Consider the following 22794-nt stretch of genomic DNA (forward strand, 5'->3'; position numbering starts at 1 on the left):
GGTCGTCCCCGGACCCCGGCCGCTTCCGGTTGTCCCCCCGGGACCCTCGGGGATCTGCCGAGGGCCGCCGGGGCAGTGGCGCGGCCCCCCTCACCGGGGTCGGGCCGGCGTCGCGGAGCCCCTCCGCGGAAGGGCTCCGCCCGGTGCGGATCCGCCGCTATTCGTTGCCGTGCCAGGCCTTCCACAGGCCGCGCCCGAGGTAGCCGGCGATCATCCAGCCGCCGATCGCGCCCAGCGGGCTGGCGTCCACCTCGCCGATCACGATCCCGATCGACACGACCAGGGCCAGCGCACCCATGCCGAGAGTGATCAGACCCAGCACACCGATCCGCACATGCCGCCGGGTCGGCCGCCGTGACCGCCGGCTGGCCCCGGCCCGGCCCGGCGGTGCCGGCCGGGGAATCTCGTCCGGCTCCCGGGCCGGCAGCGACACCCGGGAGCCTGCCGGCACCCGAGAATCGACCCGGACGTCGTCGGCGCCGCGGTACAGCGTCGGTTCGACGCGTACCGAGATCCCGTCGTCGCCGATCAGCAGCCGGCCCCCGTCCGGCCAGTCCAGCATCACTGCACAGCGGTCGAACCGGACGGTGGCCGCGGGACCGCCGCCCGACACGAGGCTCACGCCCTCCGCCCCGATCACCAGCTGTTCGGTCGGGTCACCCAGCCCTCGATAGGCCGTGCCGGAAACCACCTCGTCGGAGGCGATCGGCGCGGCCACGAAGCCGGCCCAGTCGGCGGTGCGCCCGGCCGGAATCATCAGCAGCGCGGAGTCCAGGGCCGCACGGGCGACACCGTGCACCTGCTCCACGGTCACCGCCTTCAGCTTCCACACGAGGGCGTCGCTGGAGTCGACCGGATATCCGGTGAGGAGGTTGAACGCGGCGACCGGCAGCCGCGCGGCGTCGGCCTCGGCGGTGCCGAGCGCCTCGGTCGCCTTGCTCACCACCGCCGAGACCTCGGCGTCGTCGATCCGGCCCACCCGCAGCTCCGCCAGGACGTCGACGAAGCCGCCGAGCACCGCGTCCTGCTTCTCGGGCAGTGCGTCGGCGAGTGCGGTGAGCACGGCGAACCCGTCGCCGCGCGGCTCGTAGTCGGCCGCCGCCGTGTAGGAGAGGCCGCCCTCCTGCCGCAACGCCCGGAACAGCTTCCGCTCCAGCACCCCGGTGAGCACGGTGGCGGCGGTCTGCCGGGGCACCACGGCCTGGAAACCGGTGGCCTGCGAGCCGCCGCGGAAGAAGGCGGGCGTCCGGGGCAGGGCCGACGAGGCGGTCGGGGCCGGGTGCCGGCGCCCGGCCGGGAGGTCGAGGGCCAGGCCGGGCGGCAGATCCTCGCCAGCCAGCCAGAGTACGGCGTTCTCCCGGGTGAAGTACCGGGCAGACCACTCGTGCAGGTCCTCCAGCCGCACCGCCTCGATGCCCCATTCGGGATAGCTGACCAGGCCGTAGTCCCGGGCACCGTGCCGCCACAGCGGCATCGCGGCGACGGCCGGGTTGCTGCGGCCGCTCCACTCCGTACGCAGGATCGCCTTCTCCGTCTCCAGCCGCGTGCCGGCGGGCTGCCGCAGGGCGGCGCAGACGCCGCCGAGGAACGTGACGATGTCGGCGGCCGAGCCCTGCATGTGGAAGTGCGTGACACTGGTGCCCGTGGTGCCGTTGTAGTGGTAGTCGGCCACCCCGAGCGGGTGCAGCACCAGGTGTTCCAGCAGGTGTGTGACGCCCCGCCGGGCCAGCGTCTCGTCGGCCTGCCCCACCCGGAACATCAGGCCGGCGTGCATCGGGCCGGTGGTCGGCGCGACCAACGCCGGCACGCCGTCCACGTCGAGCTCTCGGATCACCGCACACCTGCCTTCTGGTACGCCTGACGGCGGGCCTTCTCGAACGCGGCGACCGGATCGCCAAGCATGTCCCACGGCTCCGCGCTGACCAGGTGCCCCAGGCCGCTGAGGAGCCGGGCCGCCGTCCGGTGATCGTCGATCATCCAGAACACCATCGCGAAGGTGTTCTGCACCAGCACCCAACCGGGCGTACGGCGGAACGCGGGATGCAGCACCGAACGCTGCGCGGCCTCCCGCAGCTCGGTGTGGACGCCCCCGTCGGTCCAGTACCGCCGCCGCTCCGCACCGTCCAGCTCGGCCATATGCTCCAGGTGGGCCTCGACGACCAGCACTCCGTTGTGCGCTCCCTCGGGGGCGGCGCGCATGGCGCCCCGGGCGAAGTCGTGGACCGCCTCGAAGGATCCACCCCACTTCGGGCAGAGCTGCTGGAGGAGCTGGCGCTGCCCGGGCACGTGATGCGGGTCGCTTGCGGCGAGCCGGTCGTAGCGGCGGCGGGCCTCGGAGTGGCCGAGCTCCAGGCCGCGTACGGTGATCAGGCGAAGTGTCCACAGTGTCGGGTTGTCCGGGTGGCGGGCCGTCGCGTCGATGAGCAGCCGTTCGGCGCGCCGGAGCATCTCGTGGAACTGGTCGAACTGGGCCCGGCTGACGTACTGGGCGCGTTTGCTGGTGCGGATCTCCCATGCCTGGCGGATGAGCAGGTCACCGAGGAGCGCCGCGGTCAGCGGCTCGTCCGGCTCGGCCTCGGCCAGGCCCTCCAGGAAGTGCCGGTCGGAGTAGCCGTCGACGGCCAGCCGGAGCAGGGTGGTCCGGGAGCCGGGCTCCACGGCCATGAGCCCGTCGCGTACGGTCGGCCAGTCGCGGGCCCCCAGTGCCGCGCGGAGCGTGCCCAGCTCCGGATAGGCGGCGGCGGGATCGACGGTGAGGGCGGGGGGCGACGCGGTTTGCATGGCGGGCATCGTAGCGAGGCGGTGCCCGGCTGGCTGACCCCTTTTCCGCCGGTCGTTGGCCTGTCGATCTCCTCGTCCGGCGACGTGCCCGCGACCTCCGCGCACCCACCCGGCGCCGGGACCGTGTGCCGGTGGCTGTCCCGAGCGGCAGGGCCGGAGGGGCGGCTATCCCGGACGCTCCGGCGCGGGAGCGGAGCGGCGGCGGGCCCGGTCCAGCCGCGCGGCCAGGACGCCGATCTCGTCGACGAGTGCGGCGGGCTCGAGCACGGTGAACTCCGGGCCGAGCAGGGCGAGGTGCAGCGCGAGAAAGCCGAGCGAGTCGGCTCCGGTGCGCAGCAGGCAGCTCCGCCCGTCCACCGCCTCCACCAGCCCGGCCGTCGGCGGCACCCGTTCGGTGACCACCTCGGCCGGCGCCTGCACCAGCACGCTGGCGCGGTACCGGTACTGGGCCGCGCCGACGGAGTCCGAGACAAAGGTCGCCGGGTTTGGTGGGTCACGGGGCGCGAACCGGAGGCCGGTCGAACGGGGCCCGCTGATCCGGTCCACCCGGAACGTACGCCAGTCGTCCCGGTCGGTGTCCCGGGCCACCAGATACCAGCGGCGCCCGGTCTGCACCAACCGGTACGGCTCCACCTGGCGCGGCCGTACCGTGCCGTCCCGGCTCCGGTGGTCGAAGGTGAGCCGGTGCAGGCTCTGGCACGCCTCGGCGATCACGGTCAGCACCTCGGCGTCGACGGTGGGGGCACCGCCGGCCAGCGGCACGGTGCTCAGCCGCAGCGCGGCGGCCCGGCGGCGTAGCCGGGCCGGCAGGATCCGCTCCACCGTGGCCAGCGCGCGCAGCGAGGTCTCCGCGATGCCGGCCACGCTCTGGCTGGCCGCGGTGCGCAGGCTCAGCACCACCGCCACGGCCTCGTCGTCGTCGAGCAGCAGCGGCGGCAGCGTCGACCCCGCACCGAGCCGGTAGCCGCCCGCGACGCCTGGGGTGGCGTGGACCGGGTAGCCGAGGTCGCGCAGCCGGGAGACGTCCCGACGCAGGGTACGCACGGTGACGCCCAGCCGCCCCGCCAGTTCCGGGCCGGTCCACTCCGGCCGGGTCTGCAGGATGGCCAGCAGCCGCAGCAGCCGCGCCGACGTGTCGAGCACTGCCCAAGTCTGCCAGCAAACCAGGAACGATCCTGTCCTCGATTGCGGATAGCCTGCCGGGTGTCGATATCGACTGCAGAGGAAGCGGAGGTGACCGGCGGTGGCGTACGACTTCCAGGTGACCCAGGACAGTGCCGACCCGCACACGCTGGCCGACTGGTGGGCCGAGACGCTCGGCTGGGAGGTCGAGCCCTCCGACGAGGCGTTCATCCGGCGCATGGTCGACGAGGGGTACGCCACCGAGGCGGAGACCACGACCCACCGCGGCGTGCTCGTCTGGCGGGCGGGGGCGGCGATCCGGCATCCCGAGGGCCCGCAGCGCGCGCCACGGGTGCTGTTCCAGCATGTGCCGGAGGGCAGACGTGGCGCACCAGGCACCGAAGAGTCCGTCTCCGAACGGCGGCACAACCGGATGCACCTCGACGTCCGTATCGGCGATGACGACCGCGCCGAGGTGGTCGCCAGATTGGTCAGCCGGGGAGCCAGCAGGCTGTGGGACGGTCAGCAGGGCCCGTACACCTGGGTCACGATGGCCGACCCGGAAGGCAACGAGTTCTGCGTCACCTGAGGGTCGCCGACAATTCCTCGCCCCCGATGGCGGTCGGTCGGGTCCGCGCCTGCCGGGCGCCCAGAAGGGGCGTGACCGGGCCGGACCATCGGAAGGATGGTTAGGGGGACCTAAGTCCCTGTCCACGCGCGAGCAGCGCAACAAGTATGGGGCCATGACTCCACTCGCAGCACGGCTCGGGGGCCGCTGTGTCGTCTCCGCCGAGCCGTCGAGGGGCGCCGCGGCGGCGCCCCTCGTGAGCCTGTCCGACCTTCGTACGGGCGAGACCGCGCGTATCGCCGGGTACGGGGCCGACCTGCCCGCCAGCCACAGCCGGCGGCTGTACGACCTCGGATTCGCTCCGGGCGCCGAGGTGTGCGTGGTGCGCCGCGCTCCGGCCCTGGATCCGCGGATCTACCGGGTGGCCGGAGGCGAGATCTCACTGCGCGACACGCTGGCCCGGCACATCCGGGTGGAAAGGTCATGAGCCGGCATGGCAGTGGCTCGATCGCCACCTCTCGGGACACGCGCCGGTTCGCGATCGTGGGCGGCCCCAACTCCGGCAAGACCACGCTGTTCAACGCGCTCACCGGTCTGCGGGCCAAGACCGGCAACTACCCCGGCGTCACCGTCGCCCGGTACGTGGGTCATGCCACGGCAGGTGACGCGCGGGTTCTCATCGAGGATCTTCCGGGGACCTACAGCCTCGACGCGCTCAGCCCCGACGAGGTCATCGTCACCGAGGTCGTCGACACCCATGAGGAGTACGCGGGCACGCCGACCCCGGACGGGCTGGTCGTGCTCCTGGACGCGACGGCCCTCCAGCGCTCGCTCGGCCTGCTCGCACATGTGCTGCAGACCGGGCTGCCCACGCTCGTCGTCCTCACCTTCGGCGACGACCTGGCACGCCGCGGGGGCGGCGTCGACACAGCGGCGCTGAGCGCGGCGATCGGGGTCCGGGTCATCCCGATCGTGTCCGGTCACCGGGTGGGCGTGGCGGCTCTCTGCGAGGCGCTCGCGGAGGTCGAGGACTGGCCTGCGCCACCGGTGCTTCCGCCGGTCGAGCCGGCTGAGACGACCGGATGGATCCGGTCGGTGCTGACCCGTGCCGGCTACCGGGCCCCCCGGCTCGACGCGCGTACCCGGCGGATCGACGCGGTGCTCCTGCACCCCGTCATCGGCACGGCCGTCTTCTTCGCGACCATGTTCCTGTTCTTCCAGACCATCTTCACCGTCGCCGCACCACTTCAGGGCTACATCGAGACCTTCTTCGGCTGGTTGGGTGGCCTGGCCAGTGAGCGCATCGCCAACCCGTGGCTGGCGAGCCTCGTCTCCGACGCGCTGTTCGGCGGTGTGGGCGGCGTGCTGGTCTTCCTGCCGCAGATCGCGCTGCTGTTCATCCTGATCGCGCTGCTCGAGGGCGTGGGCTACATGTCGCGGGCCGCCTTCCTGATGGACCGGGTCATGGGCAGCGTGGGGCTGGAAGGACGCGCGTTCGTGGCGCTGCTGTCGTCGGTCGCGTGTGCCATCCCCGGCATCATGGCCACTCGTACGCTGCCGTCGGCGCGGGACCGGATAGCGACCATGATGGTGGCGCCGTTGATGACGTGTGCCGCGAGGCTGCCGGTCTATGTCCTGCTCGTCGGGATGCTTGTGCCTGCGGAGTCCAGGGTCGGTCCCTTCGGCGCGCAGGGATCACTGATGTTCGGCCTGTACCTGCTCGGCGCGGTCGCGGCGATGACCGCCGGCTGGGTGTTCGCCAAGCTCGGCGGTCGCGGGTCGGGCGTGATCCCCTTCTACATGGAGATGCCCTCGTACCGCCTGCCCCGGCTGAAGACGGTCGCTGCCGCGGTACGGGAGGCGTGCTTCGCCTTCGTGCGGAAGGTGGGCACGATCATCCTGGTCACCACCGTCGTGCTGTGGGCGCTGCTCAACCTGCCGATCCGTGGCGACGCCGATCTCGCCGCCGCGGGCGTCGACCCCACCAACGACACGGCGGTCAGCGCCCACGTCGTCGAGAACTCCTACGCCGCCGACCTGGGGCGTGCCCTCAACCCGGTCTTCGAACCGCTCGGCTTCGACTGGCGCATCAACGTCGGGGTGCTCTCCTCGCTGGCCGCCCGGGAGGTCTTCGTCGCGACCGTGGGCCAGGTCGCGGCGGCCGAGGATCCTGAGGATCCCGCAGCGGCGCTCGAGGCGATGACCGTTTCTGACGGTCCTCGCGAGGGTGAGCCGCTGTTCACCCCGGCGGCGATCCTGTCCCTGCTGGTGTTCTTCGTGTTCGCACTGCAGTGCATGTCGACGGTCGGGGCGCTGCGGCGTGAGACGGGCACATGGAGATGGCCGGCGGTCGCGTTCGGCTACATGTTCGTTCTGGCCTGGGTGGCGTCGTTCATCGCACACACCGTCGTCAGCGCCGTCATCTAGGGACCAACCATGATCGCTGAACTGGTCCTGCACCCCGAGCCGGTGGCCGGCTCGCCCATGACGATGCGGTGGTTGCTGCCCGAGGTACGCCTGCCCGTGGGTCGTCTCCTGCATGTCCCGGCGGCACTCGGCGAGCTCGTCGCCGGCGGCACGGTCCGCACCGCCTGGTGCGAACCGCACGCACTGCGCATCGAACTCGCTCGAGGGCTGTCCTGGCGCGAGCACGGGGCTCAGGTGCGTACGGCGATCCGCGAATCTCTCACCCGACTCGACCAATGGCGGACTGACGATGACCGCGCCCCACTGCTACGGACCATCGTCGACGAGGTACTGGCGGGCACGGTCGGAGCGTACATCCGTTCGCACGGCGGCCTCGTCGACGTCGTCGGTGTCACGGCCGACACCGTGACGGTCGCCCTCGGGGGAGCCTGCGGTCACTGTCCGGCCTCGGTACAGACCCTCCACCAGCGTTTCGAGACCGCCGTACGGCAGCGGTACCCGGACCTGCGCCGGGTCATCGTGACGACGGCCGCCGACGGGCGCCGTCCGGCGGCTCTGCTCCGGCCGCGTCGCCGCGCCGGCTGACCGGCGCGGCGGGACTGCGCAGAACCAGGTCAGCGCTGGCTGCCGAGGTGAGCCGTCGACAGGAGTGCCAGTTCGCGTGCCAACTCGGCCTCGGTGGTGACGCGGGAGGCGAACGGTAGACGGACATCGTCGTGCCCGTCGTGGGCTTCGGCACGCAACGTCAGCCCGTCGGCGTCGATCGCGACCGGTACGACCCGGGCCGGCGCCGTCGTCAGGCGCCACCGTGCCGGCAGCAACCGCCGGTCGGCGGATGCGCCGTCCGCCACGAGCCGGTGCAGATGGGATGCCTCCGTGGCGGCGACCGGGTCAGGCTGGGCGGCCCGGTACGTCGTCACGGCCACATCGCCGCGGCGGGAATGCCGTCGGATGTGCACACCGAGCGGCTCGACGGCCCACATCGCGACCGGAGGAAGGTCGAGCAGTCGCAGGTTGGTGCCGGCGTCGTAGCCGTCGAGGCGCGCCGGGTCGAACGGACGCGCCGTTCCCGTGATGGTCGCCCGTGCCCGCACGCGGCACCGCACCGGGACGGGCACCACCGATGTCAGCTCGAGCCGTACCCCGCCCGGCGCCCCTCGCGCGGCGACGAGCCGGCCGCCGAGCGGCGTCATGGCGTCAACGGCCAGCACCACCGTGCCGTCGGGCAGGACGGCGTGCGCGTCCAGGAGGTCAACGGCCAGATCGCTGGTACACAGCCGCAACGAACACGACGAAGCCAGGATCGAACGCACCGCAACCGCGTCGCAGGTGGGCAACCCGTCGGACAGTCGGCCGAGGTCCGCCGGCATCGCGGTCTCCTTCTGTCGCATCCGGTAATGCATACCAGGGTAGCCTTACCTTAGCCTGCGGAGAAGGGGCCCGGACGGGCCGGTCGGGCGGGGTCGGGACCCGGTCAGGCGGGCCGGTAGGTCAGGCAGTCGCTTGCCGTGGCGCCGGCACCGACCTGCACGGACTCCGCCGTGCAGGCAAGGTTGGTGTTGTACACGCACTCCGTGCGGGCGCACGCGCCGACGGTGCCGGTGACATCCGCGATGCCGCCGCGCACCGATGACTCGACGAAGGTCGCGCAGGAAGCGGCGTCCCCGGCCGATGCCACGGTCACGGCCGGTGCGTGGCACCCACCGTCGTTGAAGCTGCACGCCGTAGCCGCACATTCACGGACCGCTGGCATCTGCAGAAGAGTCCTCATGACGTCCTCCGTTTCTCTTTGCGCCCGGAGCGAATTTGATCCGAGCGCCAACAACAGTAGCAGAATGCCAGGTCGAAATGGCACTTCGCAGGATCCCAATCGCGATCCCTGTGGCCTGTCGACGTGACCATAAGTGCAGCTAGAGGGGCATGTCCCTCCCGACCGATCCGGATCTGAACCAGCGCGCAACCAATTCTTAGGCGAGGGTAAGCTAAGTGGCGATAATCGGCTATTCGGTGGGTTGTAAAGCTGAGCAGAAAGGTAGGCTAACCTATTTCCAAGGCACCTGTTTCGGCGTGAGACCGGTGGTTACGGGCAGGCGCGGACGCTGATGGTTGGACCTCGGCCCGTTCGGACAGGTTGCCGGTTCCTGTCCCGCAGGCGCTGCGCCGGTAGGCCCGCTCGGCGTCGGTCAGGTGCTGGTGGGCGGCGCAGCCGTCACGCACGAGGGTGGTCGGCCCGGCGACGGTCAGGAGGTGGACGGCGTGACAACGCGGTCGAGCGCGCTGCGCAGCCGTGGGGCGAGGGTACGGGCGTAGGTGGCGGTGAGGTGCCGGTCGTCCCGGTAGACGAGCACCCCGCCGATGACCGGCGCGCAGCGCCGGGCGGGGCAGACGGCGGCGGTCAGGTCGACCGCCCCGACCCTGGGCAGGTCGTCCAGGGCCTCGATCTGGGTCGCCCGGGCGCTGGCGACGAGCGCGTCCTCGCGGTCGGTGGCGCACCGGGTGAGCCGCTTCGGGTTCGCCGCCACACATCTGGCCGCGGCGGACTCGAGGACCGGGGTGTCCAGCAGCACCACCGTCGGGACGGTGGCGGAAAGCGCCGACCAGGTCCGGCGCATGCCGTCGACCAGGGCCCGGTGTGCCGCCTCCCCGCTCAAAGCCCGGCCATCGGCCGTCGGTCGGTACAGCGAACCGGTGGTCAGCAGCAGCCCGGGCCGCTCGGCTCCGGTCAGCTCGGCGCGGACGTTGCGGTACCACTCGGCGCAGGCGTCCTGCTGCGCCTCGTCTCCGACCAGCACCGGCACGTCCAGGAAGGGGCACTTCGGCCGCAGGTACGTGATCAGCCGCCAGCCTTTCGCCTCCGCGACCGCCTGGAGCGCGGGCACCCAGCTCGCGGCGTGGGTGTCGCCGGCCAGCGCGACCGTGAACGGGGCGGACCGGTCGCCGTACACACAGGCCCGGGCCTCGCTGCCGGTGGCGGCGGAGAAACACCTGTGCCGGTAGACGTCGGGCAGGTCGGTGTCGGCGTCGGCCGGCTCCGGGGTGATCGAATCGACCCGGTCGACCGGCACGCCGGCCCGGCTGCTCCGGGGGGAGTCGCCGAGCGCGGCGGCGCCCGGCGCCGTTGCCGACGGTGTCGCGGTGGCCGCGACCGGTGCCAGCGCGGTGGGCGGCGGGGCCGGCCGGTCGGGTGGCCAGGCGGTGAGCTGGAACAGCAGCCCGCCGAGTACTCCTGCGGCGGGCAGCAGGGTGCCGACCCGGAGCACCTGCCAGGGTGACCAGCCGTCGAGTACGCCGCCGCGCAGCGGCCGCTCGACGTACCGGTGGGTGAGGACGGCGAGGAGTACCGCGCCGCCGAGCACGCCGATCTCGGCCGCGGTGTGCAGGTCGCCGAAGCGTGCCCGGGCGGCGACCAGCAACGGCCAGTGCCACAGGTAGAGCGGATAGCTGACCGCGCCCGCCGCCCGGAGCGGCCGCGCCCCGAGCATCCGGTGGACCAGGCCCGGCCCCGCCGTGCCCGCCGTGCCGGCCAGGTGCGCCGCGCTCGCCGTGCCTGCTGTGCCCGCTGTCCTCGCCGTGCCTGCTGTGCCCGCTGTCCTCGCCGTGCCCGCCGTGTTTCTGGAGTGGGCGGGCCGGCCGGCGGCGCCACCGGCGATGATCGCGGCGGTGCCGAGCACGGGCAGCAGGGCGAGGTATCCGGGATACGCCGGCCCGGGACGCAGGGTCAGGACGGCCGTCACCAGGGCGGCGAGGCCGGCCCAGCCGAGCGGGAGGCCGAGGCGCCGGGGGAGGCCGGCCAGTCGCGCCCCGATCACGGCGAGCGCGGCACCGAGGGCCGGCTCCCAGACCCGGGTGGTGGTGGCCAGAAAGGCCCGCGCGGGGTCGGCGCCGGTATGTGCCACGCACCAGGCGAACGAGCCCACCACGAGCACTCCGGCGGCGATCAGCAGCGGGCTGGCGAGCAGCCGGCCACGGCGGAGCACCCAGGTCGCGACGCCGGTCAGCAGCACCGCCCAGACCAGGACGAACTGCGCGGCGACCCCGACCACCCAGAGGTGGGCCACCAGACCGGCCGTGCCGTCCGCGGTGACCGCCTGCCCACCCTGCCCGGCGAGACGCCAGTTCAGTACGTGTGCGGCGCCGGCAAGCACGTCCCAGCCGGTCGCGGACCACCGGTCACGCGGCAGGCAGACCAGCGCGAGCAGCAGCGACGCGGCGAGCACCAGCGTGCCGGCCGGCAGCGCACGGCGGGCCCGGCGGGCGAGGAACCCGGCCAGGCCGAGCTGTCCGGTGCGGCGCCACTGGCCGAGCAGGGCAGCGGTGACCAGGAAACCGGAGAGTACGAGGAAGATGTCGACGCCGACGAAGCCGCCCGGGACGACGCCGGGACCGGCGGTGCCGAGCAGTAGTGACCCGATCGCCAGGCCCCGGAGCCCGGTGAGGTCCGCCCGATGGCCGGGCGGAGCGGCGAGTTTCCCTCGGGATCGTGGCCGCGTCTCCGTCGCCATCTGTCAACCTCCGGGCGCGATCGTGTCCTGGTGTCCAGTAAGTCCCTTCCTAACAGATGAATGATGCAATGGGCGGATTTTGCCGGTCCCGAGGATGGCTCACCCGCCCGCCCGGTCAGCCGTCGGCCAGGCCGGCCCGCTCCGCCGCCGCCCGCCACCCGGCCTGACCGCCGGCGGCCGGCCGGTAGGTCCGGGTCGATCCGGTACGCCGCAGCAGCGCCCGGAGCTCGGCCAGCCCGCCGGAGACCACGCCGAGCGCCCGGGCCTGCACCAGGGCGTTGCCCAGCGCGGTCGCCTCGACCGGCCCGGCCACCACCGGCAGTCCACAGGCATCAGCGGTGAGCTGGCAGAGCAGCTCGTTGCGGGCGCCGCCACCGACCACGTGCACCACGTCCACCTCCCGGCCGCTGAGCCGCTGCGCCTGGCGTACCGCGACCCGGTGCGCCAGGGCGAGGCTGTCCAGGATGCACCGGGTCATCGCCGCCGGGCCCTCCGGGACCGGCTGTCCCCGCTCGGCGCAGGCCCGGGCGAGCCGGGCCGGCATGTCGCCGGGTGGCAGGAAGTCCGGGTCGTCCGGATCGACCACGGCGGCCAGCGCCGGCTGCCGGGCGGCGGCGGCGAGCAGCTCGGTCAGGTCGCCGGCCTCCCCCCGCGACCGCCAGACCCGGAGCGACTCCTGGAGCAGCCAGAGCCCCATCACGTTGCGCAGGTACCGGACCGTGCCGTCCACCCCGGCCTCGTTGGTGAAGTTGGCCGCCCGGCTCTGCTCGGAGAGGACCGGCGCCGGCAGCTCGACGCCGACCAGCGACCAGGTGCCGCAGGAGATGTAGGCGAACCGGTCGCCGTCGGCCGGCACCGCCGCGACCGCCGAGGCGGTGTCGTGCGAGCCGACGGCGGTCACCGGCACCGCCCGGTCGACGCCGACCGCCTCCCGGACCTCGGGGCGCAGCTCGCCGGCCGGGTCGCCGGGCCGGCGCAGCGGCCCGAAGAGCCGGTCCGGCAGGCCGGCGCGGGTGATCAGGTCGGTCGACCATTCCCGGGTACGCACGTCGAGCAGCTGGGTCGTCGAGGCGTTCGTCACCTCGCTGCCCGCGACCCCGGTCAGCCAGTAGCCGAGCAGGTCCGGGATGAGCAGCATCGTCCGCGCCCGGTCCAGCGCCGGGGTGTCGAGTTCGGCGGTGAGCTGGAAGAGCGTGTTGAACGGCAGCAGTTGCAGCCCGGTCGTCCGGTAGAGGTAGTCGGCGCCGAGCGCCGCGACGACCCGCTCCGACACCCCGTCGGTGCGCCGGTCCCGGTAGTGCACCGGGTTGCCGACCAGCGCCCCGGTCGAGTCGAGCAGCCCGTAGTCCACCGCCCACGAGTCGATGCCGACGCTGGCCAGGTCGGGCCGGCGGGCCGCCGCCGCCCGCAGCCCGGCCAGGGTCTCGGCGTGCAGCCGGAGCACGTCCCAGTGCAGCGTGTCGCGGAGCCGGACCGGCCCGTTGTCGAACCGGTGCACCTCGGTCAGGGTCACCCCGGCCCGGCCGACCTCGGCCAGCATCACCCGACCGCTGGCCGCGCCGAGATCCACCGCCGCGACGGCGGTCGAGCCGGTGGAGTGGTCCGGACCGGCCGCCCCGGTCATCGAACAGCCCCGGTCATCGAAGGAACGCGGCGGCCACGCCGGAGTCGACCGGCACGTGCAGCCCGGTGGTGTGCGACAGCTCGCCACCGGTCAGCGCGAAGACCGCGTTCGCGACGTGCTCCGGCAGCACCTCCCGCTTCAGCAGCGTACGGCGGGCGTAGTAGGCGCCCAGCTCCTCCTCGGGCACCCCGTAGACGGCGGCGCGCTGCGCGCCCCAGCCGCTGGCGAAGATCCCGGAGCCGCGCACCACGCCGTCCGGGTTGACGCCGTTGACCCGGATGCCGTGCTCGCCGAGTTCGGCGGCGAGCAGGCGTACCTGGTGTGCCTGGTCGGCCTTTGCCGCGCTGTACGCGATGTTGTTCGGACCGGCGAAGACCGAGTTCTTGCTGGAGATGTAGACGAGGTCCCCGCCGAGGCCCTGGTCGAGCATGAGCCGGGCGGCGGCCCGGGAGACCAGGAAGGAGCCCTTGGCCATCACGTCGTGCTGGAGGTCCCAGTCCGCCTCGGTCGTCTCCAGCAGCGACTTCGAGACGGAGAGCCCGGCGTTGTTCACCACCAGGTCGACCCCGCCGAAGGCGAGCGCCGCCTCGGCGAAGGCCGCCTCGATCCCGGCCGCCTCGGTGACGTCCACCGACACCGCGACCGCCCGGTCGGCGGTGCCGATCCCGTCGGCGACCGACGCGGCACCCTGGAGGTTGCGGTCGGCCACCACCACGCAGGCGCCCTCGGCGGCGAGCCGCCGGGCGATCGCCGCGCCGATCCCGGAGCCGCCGCCGGTGACCAGGGCGACCCGGCCGGCCAGCGCCTTCGGCTTCGGCATCCGGCGCAGCTTCGCCTCCTCGAGCTGCCAGTACTCGATCCGGAACTTCTCCGCCTCGTCGATCGGGGCGTACGTCGAGACCGCCTCGGCGCCGCGCATCACGTTTATCGCGTTGAGGTAGTACTCGGCGGCCACCCGGGCGGTCTGCCTGTCCCGGCCGAAGCTGAACATGCCGATCCCCGGCACCAGCACGATCGCCGGGTCGGCGCCCCGGATCGGCGGCGACTCCGGCCCGGCGTAGCGCTCGTAGTAGGCCCGGTAGTCCTTCCGGTACGCCTCGTGCAGCTCCCGCAGCCGGGCCAGCACGTCGGGCAGCGGTGCGTCCGGCGGCAGGTCGAGCACGAGCGGCCGGACCTTGGTCCGCAGGAAGTGGTCGGGGCAGGAGGTGCCGAGCGCGGCCAGCCTCGGGTGCTCGGTGCGGGAGAGGAAGTCCAGCACCGCCGGGTCGTCGGTGAAGTGTCCGACCTGGAGCTGTCCGGCCTGCCGGCTGTCGGTGCTGGCCAGCCCGCGCAGCGTCGGGGCGAGCGCGGCGGCCCGGGCCCGCCGCTGTTCCGCCGGCAGCGGCGCGTACCCCTCGATCGGCGCGCCGAACGGCTCCGGCCGGCCGTGCTCGGCCAGGAACCGGGTGGCGGTTTCGATGATCTCCAGTGACCGGGCCTCGCACTCCTCACTGGTGGCGCCCCAGGCGGTGATGCCGTGCCCGCCGAGGATCACGCCGATCGCCCGCGGGTTGTCCCGGGCCAGCGCGGCGATGTCCAGGCCGAGCTGGAAGCCGGGGCGGCGCCACGGCACCCAGAGCACCCGGTCGCCGAAGCAGCGCCGGGTCAGCTCCGGGCCGTCGGCGGCGGTGGCCAGCGCGATCCCGGCGTCCGGGTGCAGGTGGTCGACGTGCGCGGCGTCGACCAGCCCGTGCATGGCGGTGTCGATCGACGGCGCCGCCCCGCCCCGGCCGTGCAGGCAGTAGTCGAAGGCGGCGACCATCTCGTCCTCGCGTTCGACCCCGGGGTAGACGCCGACCAGGGCACGCAGCCGGTCCAGCCGGAGCACGGCCAGCCCCGCCTCGGTGAGGGTGCCGATGTCCCCGCCGGAACCCTTGACCCAGAGCAGGTCGACCGGGCCGCCGGTGACCGGGTCGGTGCCGGTCGCCTTCGCCGAGGTGTTGCCGCCGCCGTAGTTGGTGTTGCGCCGGTCCGCCCCGAGCCGGTGTCCCCGGCCGAGCAGCGCGGCGACCTCCGGGTTGGTGGGCTGGTCGCTCATCCTCATGCTCCCCATCCGGCCTGCTGCCCGCCGACCCGCTCGGCGACGATCCGCTCGGCGTAACCGGAGCGGGCGTACGCGGCCATCGGGTCGGGGTCGAGGCCCATTTCCGTACGGACCTGCGCCAGCAGTGGCCGTACGTCGGTGTTGTAGGCGTCCATCAGCACCCCGTTGGCGCCGAGCACGTCCCCGGCGGCCTGCGCGGCGGCCAGCGCCCCGGCGTCGACAAGCAGCGCCTTCGCGGTCGCCTCCTGCACGTTCATCACCGAGCGGATCTGGGCCGGGATCTTCGGCTCGATGTTGTGGCACTGGTCGAGCATGAAGTTGACCCCGGACTCCTCCCGCAGCGCGTCGGCCCGGACGATCTCGTGCATGATCCGGAAGAGCTGGAACGGGTCGGCGGCGCCGACCATCAGGTCGTCGTCGGCGTAGAAGCGGGAGTTGAAGTCGAAGGCGCCGAGCTTGCCCTCGCGGAGCAGGAAGGCGACGATGAACTCGATGTTGGTGCCCGGGGCGTGGTGGCCGGTGTCGATCACCACCCGGGCCCGCTCGCCCAGCTTGAGGCAGTGCGCGTAGGCGGTGCCCCAGTCCGGCACGTCGGTCAGATAGAAGGCCGGCTCGAAGAGCTTGTATTCCAGCAGCATCCGCTGCTCCGGCCCGAGCCGGTCGTAGGTGGCGGCGAGCGCCTCGGCGAGCCGGTCCTGCCGGGCCCGGATGTCGTCCTGACCGGGATAGTTGGTGCCGTCGGAGAACCAGAGTTTCAGGTCGCGCGAGCCGGTGGCGTCCATGATGTCGACGCACTCCAGCAGGTGCCCCAGGGCTTTGCGCCGGATCCGTGGGTCGGGGTTGGTGACGCTGCCCAGCCGGTAGTCGTCGTCCTGGAAGACGTTGGTGTTGATGGTCCCGATCCGCACCCCGCGCTCGGCCGCGTACGACGCCAGCTTGCCGAAGTCGTCGACCCGGTCCCAGGGGATGTGCAGCGAGACCACCGGCGCCACCCCGGTGTACGCGTGCACCTGCGCCGCGTCGGCGATCTTCTCCTCCGGGGTACGCGGCACCCCCGGCTGGGCGAACACCTTGAACCGGGTGCCCGAGTTCCCGTACGCCCAGGAGGGCACCTCGATCCGTTGTGCGCGCAGCGCGGCCCGGACGTCGGTCTCGGTCATGTCAGGCCTCCGTGGTGTCGAGCGAGCTGGTGTCGAGCGCGGCAAGCTGCGCGTCCAGGTTGAAGATCTCGTCGAGGACGACGAAGCCCTCGTCGGGGCGGCGGCCGGAAAGGCCCACGAAGAAGGGGGCCATCTCCGCCTGCCACCGGGCGTTGACCTCGGTGGCCTCCATCGCGGCGAGCGACGCGGCCAGGTCGGCGGTGCGGAAGTGCCCGACCAGCAGCCCGTCGTCGTGCAGGAAGAGGGAGTAGTCGTGCCAGCCGGCCGCCTCCAGCGCCCGGAGCATCTCCGGCCAGACGGCCGCGTGTCGTTCGCGGTATTCGGCCAGCCGGTCGGGCCGGACCCGGAGGACGAAGCAGACGCGCCGCATCGGCGGCCTCCCAATCAATGAACCGTTTCAACAAACCGCACTCAACATACGAGCGACGTCACTGCACTGTCAAGAAACCGGACCGGCCGGCGGTCCGGCAGCGTTCCGCCGGGCGGACGGACCGCCGACGGTCAGGCCGGCGTGCGGGCGTACCGGCTGGACTCCCGGACGACCAGCTCCGGTTCGAAGATCACCTGCTGGTGCCGGTGGTTCTCCGGGTCGTTCGCCTCGTCCAGCATCAGCCGCGCCGCCGTCTGGCCGAGCCGCTGGCGCGGCTGGCGTACCGAGGAGAGCGGCACGGCCGCCGCGGCGGCGAAGTCGATGTCGTCGTAGCCGACCAGCGCGATGTCCGCCGGCACCCGGACCTGCTGGCGGGTGAGTTCCTGGAGGACGCCGAGCGCCAGCAGGTCGTTGGCGCAGAAGACCGCGGTGGCCCGGGTGGACCGGGGCTGGCCGAGGATCCGGGACGCCGCGTCCCGGCCGGCCGCCACGGTCGGGCTCGGCGTCTCGAACCGGCGCAGGTGCTCCTCGGCGAGCCCCGCCTCGCGCAGCGCGTGCCGCGCGCCGTCGTACCGGTCCCGCACCTGCTCCAACTGCCACGGGCCGCCGACGAAGGCGATCCGGCGGTGCCCCGCCTCCACCAGGTGTCGCATCGCCAGCTCGCCGCCGAGCCGGTCGTCGACCGCGACCGAGCAGACGTCGGGCCGGGTGGAGCGCCGGTCCAGCAGCACGACCAGCACGCCGCGTTCCCGGAGCCGGACCAGCCGCTCGTTGGCGTCGTCGACCGGCGTGATCAGCACCCCCTGCACCCGCTGTTCCTCCAGCAGGTCCAGATATCGGCTCTCCTTGGCGGAGTCGCCGTCGCTGTTGCAGAAGATCACCGCCATCCCGGCCGCGCCGGTGGCGTCCTCGACCCCCTTGGCGACGTCGGTGAAGAAGGGGTTGGCCACGTCCAGCACCACCAGGCCGAGGGTGCGGCCCCGGCCCCGGCGCAACTGCCGGGCGGCGTCGTTGGGCACGAAACCGAGCTCGTTGATCGCGGCCAGCACCCGGTTGCGGGTCGACGCCGCCACGATGTCGGGCCGGTTGAGCACGTTGGAGACCGTGCCGACCGACACACCCGCCTGGCTGGCCACGTCACGGATGCTCACCGCTGGTCCGGGCACCACCGCCTCCTTCCCGCGGCCCTGACGTCGGGCCTGAAACGTGTCAAGATTAGCCGGCGGTCCGGCGTGGGGTGCGGGTGACAGCGCTCCGGCCGCGGGACCGGTCGACTGCCTGCGACGTGACAGTAACGCTCCCGCGCGCCCGTCCGGCGGACGGCACGCGAGGCGGGCGCGGAAGCGGGGCAGCGCGACAGGCCCCGGACGGAGGGTGGCGGAGCATGGCGGAGGAGCCGACCGGGGTACGGCTGCGGGTGCGCGGCAGGACCGTCGCGGAGTACGTCCTGGACGATCCCGAGGTCGACCCGCGCTGGGGGCGCCGGCCGTACCTGCATCCGGTGCGTACCCTGGCCGGGCTCGTGGTGACCGACACGCTGCCCGAGGACCACCGCTGGCACCTGGGCGTCTCGGTCGCCATGCAGGACGTCTCCGGCACCAACCTCTGGGGCGGCCGCACCTACGTCCGGGGCACCGGCTACACCTGGCGCGACGACCACGGGCAGATCGTCCACGACGGCTGGCTGCCGGAGCCGACAGCCGCTCCCGGCGGCGGGTTCGCCGAGCGGCTCCGCTGGCGGGATCCGGCCGGCCGGACGCTGTTGACCGAGGAGCGCCGGGTCGTCGCCGCCGAGCTGCCCGGCCGCACCGACGCGTGGCTGCTCGACGTCGGCTACGCCCTCACCGCCCCGGCCGACCGGGACATCCGGCTCGGCAGCCCGGCCACCAACGGCCGGCCGGACGGCGCCGGCTACGGCGGCTTCTTCTGGCGGGTCGCACCCGGACGGCACCGGGCCTGCACCGCCACCGCCGAGGGGGAGGAGCGGGCCAACGGCAGCACCGAGCCGTGGCTGGCGCTGGTCGGCGAGACCGGCGACCGGTCGTACACCCTGGTCTTCGCCGGCCTGGCCGACGGTGACCACTGGTTCGTGCGGACCGGGATCTACCCCGGGGTCTGCGTCGCGCTCGCCTTCGCGCGGACGCTGCCGATCCCGGCCGGTACGGCGGTGCGCCGCCGGCACCGGATCGTGGTCGCCGACGGCGAGCTGACCCGCGCCGAGATCGCACGGCTGGGGGCGGTCCCGGCGACCTGAACGGCACCCAGCACCGCCGATCACGACCGGTCAGCCCTTCAGGCCGGAGGTGGCGATCCCCTCCACCAGATAGCGCTGGAAGGCGAGGAAGAAGAGCATCACCGGAACGATGCTCAGCACCGACATCGCGAACATCGGCCCGTACGCCGACTCGCTGGTCTGGTCGATGAAGAGCCGCAGCGCCAGCGGCAGCGTGTAGGACTCGGGGTCGTTGAGGTAGACGAGCTGGCTGAAGAAGTCGTTCCAGGTCCAGATGAAGGTGAAGATCGCGGTGGTGACCAGGGCCGGCTTCAGCAGCGGCAGGATCACGTACCGGAAGGTGAGCACCGGGCCGCAGCCGTCGATCTCCGCCGCGTCGTCCAGCTCGCGCGGCAGCCCCCGGATGAACTGCACCATCAGGAAGACGAAGAACGCGTCGGTGGCGAGCAGCTTGGGCAGGATCAGCGGCACGAAGCCGCCGACCAGGTCCAGCTTCTGGAAGATCGTGTACTGCGGGATCAGCACCACGTGGTACGGCAACATGATCGTCAGCAGGGTGAACGCGAAGAGCGGCCCCCGCAGCCGGAAGCGCAACCGGGCGAAGGCGTACGCGGCCAGCGCGCAGGAGACCAGGTTGCCGATCACCGCGCCGACCGCCACGATCACCGAGTTGGCGAAGAAGCGCCAGACGCCGATCCCGGCGATCCCGTCCACCGCGGCCGCGTAGTTCTCCGGTGCCAGTCGGCTCGGCAGCAGGCTCAGGCTCGACAGGATCTCGTCGGTCGGCTTGACCGAGGTGGCGAGGAGCCACACCACCGGATACAGCAGCAGGGCCAGCACGCCGATGATCAGTGCGTGCCAGCCGGCCGTACGCAGCCGGGCCGCGACCGTACCCGGCCGCCGGGCCGCCGGTGTGCGGGTCGACAGGCCGTCGGAGAGCGTGCTCACCGGTCCTCCCCGGAGTAGAACACCCAGCGGCGCGAGGTGCCGAAGAACAGTGCCGTGATGATCGCGATGACGAGCAGCAGCAGCCAGGCCATTGCCGAGGCGTAGCCCATCCGGAACTGCGAGAAGCCGCGTTCGTAGAGGTAGAGCGTGTAGAAGAGGGTCGAATTGCTCGGCCCGCCCCGGCCACCGCTGACGATGAAGGCCGGGGTGAACGCCTGGAACGCGTGGATCGTCTCCAGCACCAGGTTGAAGAGGATGATCGGGGAGAGCATCGGCAGCGTCACCGAGCGGAAGGTCCGCCAGGTGCCGGAACCGTCGACCGCGGCGGCGTCGTAGAGCTCGGTCGGGATCTGCTTGAGGCCGGCCAGGAAGATGACCATCGGCGCGCCGAACTGCCAGACGGCCAGGATGATCAGCACGTAGAGCGCGTAGTCCGGCTCGTTGATCCAGCCGCCGGTGTCCCAGCCGAAGCTGCCGGTGACCGAGTCGACCACGCCGGCGTCGGTGAACATCGCCCGCCACACCAGCGCGATCGCCACACCCGTGCCGAGCAGCGAGGGGGCGTAGAAGGCCGACCGGTAGAAGCCCTGCCCGCGCCGCTTGCGGTTGAGCAGCAGTGCCACCGCCAGGGCGGCGGCCAGCTTGAGTGGTACGGAGATCAGCACGTACATCGCGGTGACCTTGGCCGAGGCGAGGAACCGCGCGTCGTCGGCGAAGAGCCGCTGGTAGTTCTCCAGGCCCACCCACCCGGGGGTGGTGAAGAGGTCGTAGTCGGTGAACGACAGGTAGAGCGAGGCGAGCATCGGACCGACGGTGAGCAGCAGCGCACCGAGCACCCACGGGGAGAGGAAGAGGTACGCGATCCCGGGGTGATGGCGCCGGTGTCGGGCCCGGGCTCCGGCGGCGGTGCCGTCGGGTGCGGCGGGCCGGGGCGGCGGCCTGCGCAGGGTCCCAGTTGTCATGGTCGACTATCCCATCGGCTCCTGGCGACACACCCTGGCAGGGTGCGTACGCGCCCCGGCGGTGAGGCGGTGATGAAACCATTCAACAAGCCGCCCGAAGGTACCGCCGGCTCGCCGGGCCTGTCAATGGAGGCGACAGCGCCCCGCATCGGGTCGCGACCCTGGTCGGGGTTCCGCAATATTCATGAATCGATTCACTTCTCCGGATGCCGTTCTCGCTTCTCCGAATGTCGGTCTCACCTCTCCGGATGCCAGTCCGGATCCCGGCCGAAGGCGGCGACCAGCCGGTCCTGGTCGCTCGCGTCGGGCGGCACCGGCACGCCGGGGTCGGTCAGTCCGCTGTCCCGGTACATCGGCACCCGCTCGCCGAACCACCGGGCGCACTCCCGGACGCCCTCCGGGTCGAGCCGGGGCTCGACGCCGATGGCGACCGCCAGATCCCAGCCGTGCACCAGGTGCTCGGCCAGCAACTGGTGCAGGTACTCCCGGCCCGGCGTCGGCCCGGCCGACAGCGCCACGTCGCGGTCGAGGGCGGCCGGTTCGGCCGGCGCCCGACCGGCCCGCTCGGCCGCGTCCCGGGCGGCGGCGGCAGGATCGACGCCGAGCAGGTCACCGGCGAAGCGGTCGCCGACCTCGTCCAGGGACGCCCCGGCGAAGAGCGGTTCCGACCAGCGCTCCTCCCCGACGACGTGGTTGACCAGGGTCCGGACATCCCAGTCGGCGCAGGGCGTCGGCGCGGTCCACTGGTCGGAGTCGACCCGGCCGACCTGGTCGGCGAAGTCGGCCACCGTACGCCGGTAGATCGTCAACAGGTCCATGGCCCGATTCTGCCCGGAACCGGCGCCGCCCGCCGGAAAGTGCGGTCAGTCCAACTGGTCGGGAAGCAGCCCGAGCTCGCGGGCGACCGAGAGCCGCACCCACTCGGTGAGCTGGCGGCGCGGGATCACCCGGTCGTGCACCGCGAGCTGCACGGCCAGCCCGTCGATCAGCGCGTTGATCCGCCAGGCGGCCCCGGCCGGGTCGTCGCAGGTGAAGACGGCGTCCGCCACCCCGGCCGCGATCACCTCGCCGAGCCCCTCCCGCCGACGCAGGTCCAGCCGTCGCGACACCTTCTCCAACTCCGGGGTGCGCAGCGACTCCGACCATCCGTCGATCCACATCGCCCAGGACCGGGAGCGGCCCGGCGGGGTGTAGAGGCGGAGCAGCTTCTTGAGCTTGGCCAGCGGGGTGGCGGCAGAGCGGAGCACCGCGTCGAGCCGGGCCAGATCCTGCTCGGCGGCGTACGCGAACGCCTGGGCGACCAGCCGCTCCTTGGTGGCGAAGTGGTAGAAGACCAGCGCCTGGCTCACCCCGGCGGCCTGGGCCACGTCGGCCGTGCGCGTGTTGGCCAGTCCCCGCGCCGCGATCACGTCGCAGGCGGTGCGCAACAGCGCATCCAGGCGCACCTCTGCCGCACGTCTCGTCACGCGGCTACGTTAGCCCATTCCGGCGGGGACAATAAGCCATCAACACGTCGGATAAGTTACTAGCGGGTCAGACTGTCCACTAGCGCATCAGAAGCCGCGCGTCAGCGGGCTGGTCATCGCCGAGCTCGGCGGCGGGATCGGACCGTCCGGCGCAACCGGCCGCCCGGCCCGCCGCACCGACCACCCGCCCGCCGGGGCAACCGCCAGACAGACAAAGATCCGCGCCGATCGGTGACCCGAGTAATGTCCGCTCATGCCAGACGGTGTGGCGGACACCCCGCCGCGCGGCGCCGGGACCGGCCGACGGTGCCCGACTGGCTGCTGGCCGGGCTCGCCCTCCTGGTCTGCGCCCATCCGGTGCTGCCGCTGGCGATCGGCGAAGCCGGCGGCGGATACGACGCCTTCCTCGACCGGCAGGGGCTGCCCGCCCCGGTCGACGTGTCGATGGGCGCGCTGCTGCTGGTGCTGCCGATCGAGACCTGCTGCTGCCGGTGGTCTGCCTGCTCTTCCTCGGCTACGGCTACTACGGCGGGCTGCTGCCGCAGAGC

Annotated in this window: 20 protein-coding genes; 5 read left to right on the top strand and 15 right to left on the bottom strand. The window is 72.7% G+C overall.

Annotated elements, in window-relative coordinates; translation table 11 throughout:
• Positions 1-157 precede the first annotated feature (157 nt).
• The 3 genes from ACN27G_RS05765 to ACN27G_RS05775 form a co-directional block, all read right to left on the bottom strand.
• Complete coding sequence (locus ACN27G_RS05765; protein WP_421491724.1) at positions 158-1834, bottom strand: M16 family metallopeptidase; 1677 nt, start codon at positions 1832-1834, stop codon at positions 158-160.
• Complete coding sequence (locus tag ACN27G_RS05770) at positions 1831-2781, bottom strand: hypothetical protein (protein WP_421491725.1); 951 nt, start codon at positions 2779-2781, stop codon at positions 1831-1833. Before ACN27G_RS05770 ends, ACN27G_RS05765 begins: the two co-directional genes overlap by 4 nt.
• Before the next feature lie 165 nt (positions 2782-2946).
• On the bottom strand, positions 2947-3924 hold the full coding sequence (locus tag ACN27G_RS05775) for a helix-turn-helix transcriptional regulator (RefSeq protein WP_421491726.1): 978 nt from the start codon (positions 3922-3924) through the stop codon (positions 2947-2949).
• Positions 3925-4024: 100 nt separating this feature from the next.
• Between ACN27G_RS05775 and ACN27G_RS05780 the strand changes: the two genes are divergently transcribed.
• The 4 genes from ACN27G_RS05780 to ACN27G_RS05795 all read left to right on the top strand — a co-directional run bounded on the left by ACN27G_RS05780 (position 4025) and on the right by ACN27G_RS05795 (position 7483).
• A complete protein-coding gene (locus tag ACN27G_RS05780) occupies positions 4025-4492 on the top strand; it encodes a VOC family protein (protein WP_421491727.1) in 468 nt (155 codons plus the stop codon).
• A gap of 154 nt (positions 4493-4646) precedes the next feature.
• Positions 4647-4958 carry a FeoA family protein gene (locus ACN27G_RS05785; RefSeq protein WP_421491728.1) on the top strand — a complete coding sequence of 104 codons (312 nt, stop codon included), beginning with the start codon at positions 4647-4649 and terminating at the stop codon, positions 4956-4958.
• The gene (gene feoB, locus ACN27G_RS05790; protein ID WP_421491729.1) at positions 4955-6898 is read left to right on the top strand and encodes a ferrous iron transporter B; all 1944 of its coding nucleotides are present in this window, start codon (positions 4955-4957) and stop codon (positions 6896-6898) included. The genes ACN27G_RS05785 and feoB overlap by 4 nt, the downstream gene beginning before the upstream one ends.
• Positions 6899-6907: 9 nt before the next feature.
• Positions 6908-7483, top strand: coding sequence for a NifU family protein (locus tag ACN27G_RS05795; RefSeq protein WP_421491730.1), 576 nt, complete (start codon positions 6908-6910; stop codon positions 7481-7483).
• A gap of 29 nt (positions 7484-7512) precedes the next feature.
• On the opposite strand, the gene ACN27G_RS05800 is transcribed toward ACN27G_RS05795, so the two are convergent.
• The 8 genes from ACN27G_RS05800 to ACN27G_RS05835 form a co-directional block, all read right to left on the bottom strand.
• Positions 7513-8289 carry a DUF2470 domain-containing protein gene (locus ACN27G_RS05800; protein WP_421491731.1) on the bottom strand — a complete coding sequence of 259 codons (777 nt, stop codon included), beginning with the start codon at positions 8287-8289 and terminating at the stop codon, positions 7513-7515.
• An 83-nt stretch (positions 8290-8372) separates the two neighbouring features.
• Positions 8373-8669, bottom strand: a complete 297-nt coding sequence (locus ACN27G_RS05805) for a DUF1540 domain-containing protein (RefSeq protein WP_421491732.1) — start codon at positions 8667-8669, stop codon at positions 8373-8375.
• 469 nt (positions 8670-9138) lie between these two features.
• The gene (locus ACN27G_RS05810) at positions 9139-11400 is read right to left on the bottom strand and encodes an acyltransferase family protein (protein ID WP_421491733.1); all 2262 of its coding nucleotides are present in this window, start codon (positions 11398-11400) and stop codon (positions 9139-9141) included.
• Positions 11401-11515: 115 nt separating this feature from the next.
• Entirely contained in the window at positions 11516-13024 is a 1509-nt protein-coding gene (locus ACN27G_RS05815; RefSeq protein WP_421491734.1) for a rhamnulokinase, read from the bottom strand.
• Positions 13025-13037: 13 nt separating this feature from the next.
• Positions 13038-15101 carry a bifunctional aldolase/short-chain dehydrogenase gene (locus ACN27G_RS05820; protein ID WP_421491735.1) on the bottom strand — a complete coding sequence of 688 codons (2064 nt, stop codon included), beginning with the start codon at positions 15099-15101 and terminating at the stop codon, positions 13038-13040.
• A gap of 2 nt (positions 15102-15103) precedes the next feature.
• On the bottom strand, positions 15104-16267 hold the full coding sequence (rhaI, locus tag ACN27G_RS05825; RefSeq protein ID WP_421491736.1) for an L-rhamnose isomerase: 1164 nt from the start codon (positions 16265-16267) through the stop codon (positions 15104-15106).
• Between the two features lies 1 nt (position 16268).
• Positions 16269-16637 (bottom strand): L-rhamnose mutarotase, encoded by a 369-nt coding sequence (locus ACN27G_RS05830; protein WP_421491737.1) that lies wholly within the window; start codon positions 16635-16637, stop codon positions 16269-16271.
• 131 nt (positions 16638-16768) lie between these two features.
• Positions 16769-17803 (bottom strand): LacI family DNA-binding transcriptional regulator, encoded by a 1035-nt coding sequence (locus ACN27G_RS05835; RefSeq protein WP_421491738.1) that lies wholly within the window; start codon positions 17801-17803, stop codon positions 16769-16771.
• 218 nt (positions 17804-18021) lie between these two features.
• Here ACN27G_RS05835 and ACN27G_RS05840 point away from each other — a divergent pair, with 218 nt between their 5' ends.
• A complete protein-coding gene (locus ACN27G_RS05840) occupies positions 18022-18891 on the top strand; it encodes a PmoA family protein (protein ID WP_421491739.1) in 870 nt (289 codons plus the stop codon).
• Between the two features lie 30 nt (positions 18892-18921).
• Here ACN27G_RS05840 and ACN27G_RS05845 read toward each other — a convergent pair whose 3' ends face one another.
• From ACN27G_RS05845 to ACN27G_RS05860, 4 genes are all read right to left on the bottom strand, one after another.
• Positions 18922-19818, bottom strand: a complete 897-nt coding sequence (locus ACN27G_RS05845; RefSeq protein WP_421491740.1) for a carbohydrate ABC transporter permease — start codon at positions 19816-19818, stop codon at positions 18922-18924.
• Positions 19815-20780 (bottom strand): carbohydrate ABC transporter permease, encoded by a 966-nt coding sequence (locus ACN27G_RS05850; RefSeq protein ID WP_421491741.1) that lies wholly within the window; start codon positions 20778-20780, stop codon positions 19815-19817. Before ACN27G_RS05850 ends, ACN27G_RS05845 begins: the two co-directional genes overlap by 4 nt.
• Before the next feature lie 236 nt (positions 20781-21016).
• Entirely contained in the window at positions 21017-21598 is a 582-nt protein-coding gene (locus ACN27G_RS05855; RefSeq protein ID WP_421491742.1) for a TIGR03086 family metal-binding protein, read from the bottom strand.
• A gap of 45 nt (positions 21599-21643) precedes the next feature.
• On the bottom strand, positions 21644-22246 hold the full coding sequence (locus ACN27G_RS05860; protein WP_421491743.1) for a TetR/AcrR family transcriptional regulator: 603 nt from the start codon (positions 22244-22246) through the stop codon (positions 21644-21646).
• Positions 22247-22794 lie beyond the last annotated feature (548 nt).

The sequence above is a fragment of the Plantactinospora sp. WMMB334 genome (genome assembly GCF_049179095.1).
Lineage (GTDB): Bacteria > Actinomycetota > Actinomycetes > Mycobacteriales > Micromonosporaceae > Plantactinospora.

Bases quoted from the DNA above. Each gene is read 5' to 3' on its own strand.
- ACN27G_RS05820 (WP_421491735.1), bottom strand. From the start codon at position 15,101: ATGAGCGACCAGCCCACCAACCCGGAGGTCGCCGCGCTGCTCGGCCGG.
- ACN27G_RS05800 (WP_421491731.1), bottom strand. From the start codon at position 8,289: ATGCGACAGAAGGAGACCGCGATGCCGGCGGACCTCGGCCGACTGTCC.
- ACN27G_RS05810 (WP_421491733.1), bottom strand. From the start codon at position 11,400: ATGGCGACGGAGACGCGGCCACGATCCCGAGGGAAACTCGCCGCTCCG.
- ACN27G_RS05770 (WP_421491725.1), bottom strand. From the start codon at position 2,781: ATGCAAACCGCGTCGCCCCCCGCCCTCACCGTCGATCCCGCCGCCGCC.
- ACN27G_RS05855 (WP_421491742.1), bottom strand. From the start codon at position 21,598: ATGGACCTGTTGACGATCTACCGGCGTACGGTGGCCGACTTCGCCGAC.
- ACN27G_RS05805 (WP_421491732.1), bottom strand. From the start codon at position 8,669: ATGAGGACTCTTCTGCAGATGCCAGCGGTCCGTGAATGTGCGGCTACG.
- rhaI (WP_421491736.1), bottom strand. From the start codon at position 16,267: ATGACCGAGACCGACGTCCGGGCCGCGCTGCGCGCACAACGGATCGAG.
- feoB (WP_421491729.1), top strand. From the start codon at position 4,955: ATGAGCCGGCATGGCAGTGGCTCGATCGCCACCTCTCGGGACACGCGC.
- ACN27G_RS05840 (WP_421491739.1), top strand. From the start codon at position 18,022: ATGGCGGAGGAGCCGACCGGGGTACGGCTGCGGGTGCGCGGCAGGACC.
- ACN27G_RS05795 (WP_421491730.1), top strand. From the start codon at position 6,908: ATGATCGCTGAACTGGTCCTGCACCCCGAGCCGGTGGCCGGCTCGCCC.
- ACN27G_RS05785 (WP_421491728.1), top strand. From the start codon at position 4,647: ATGACTCCACTCGCAGCACGGCTCGGGGGCCGCTGTGTCGTCTCCGCC.
- ACN27G_RS05850 (WP_421491741.1), bottom strand. From the start codon at position 20,780: ATGACAACTGGGACCCTGCGCAGGCCGCCGCCCCGGCCCGCCGCACCC.
- ACN27G_RS05815 (WP_421491734.1), bottom strand. From the start codon at position 13,024: ATGACCGGGGCGGCCGGTCCGGACCACTCCACCGGCTCGACCGCCGTC.
- ACN27G_RS05830 (WP_421491737.1), bottom strand. From the start codon at position 16,637: ATGCGGCGCGTCTGCTTCGTCCTCCGGGTCCGGCCCGACCGGCTGGCC.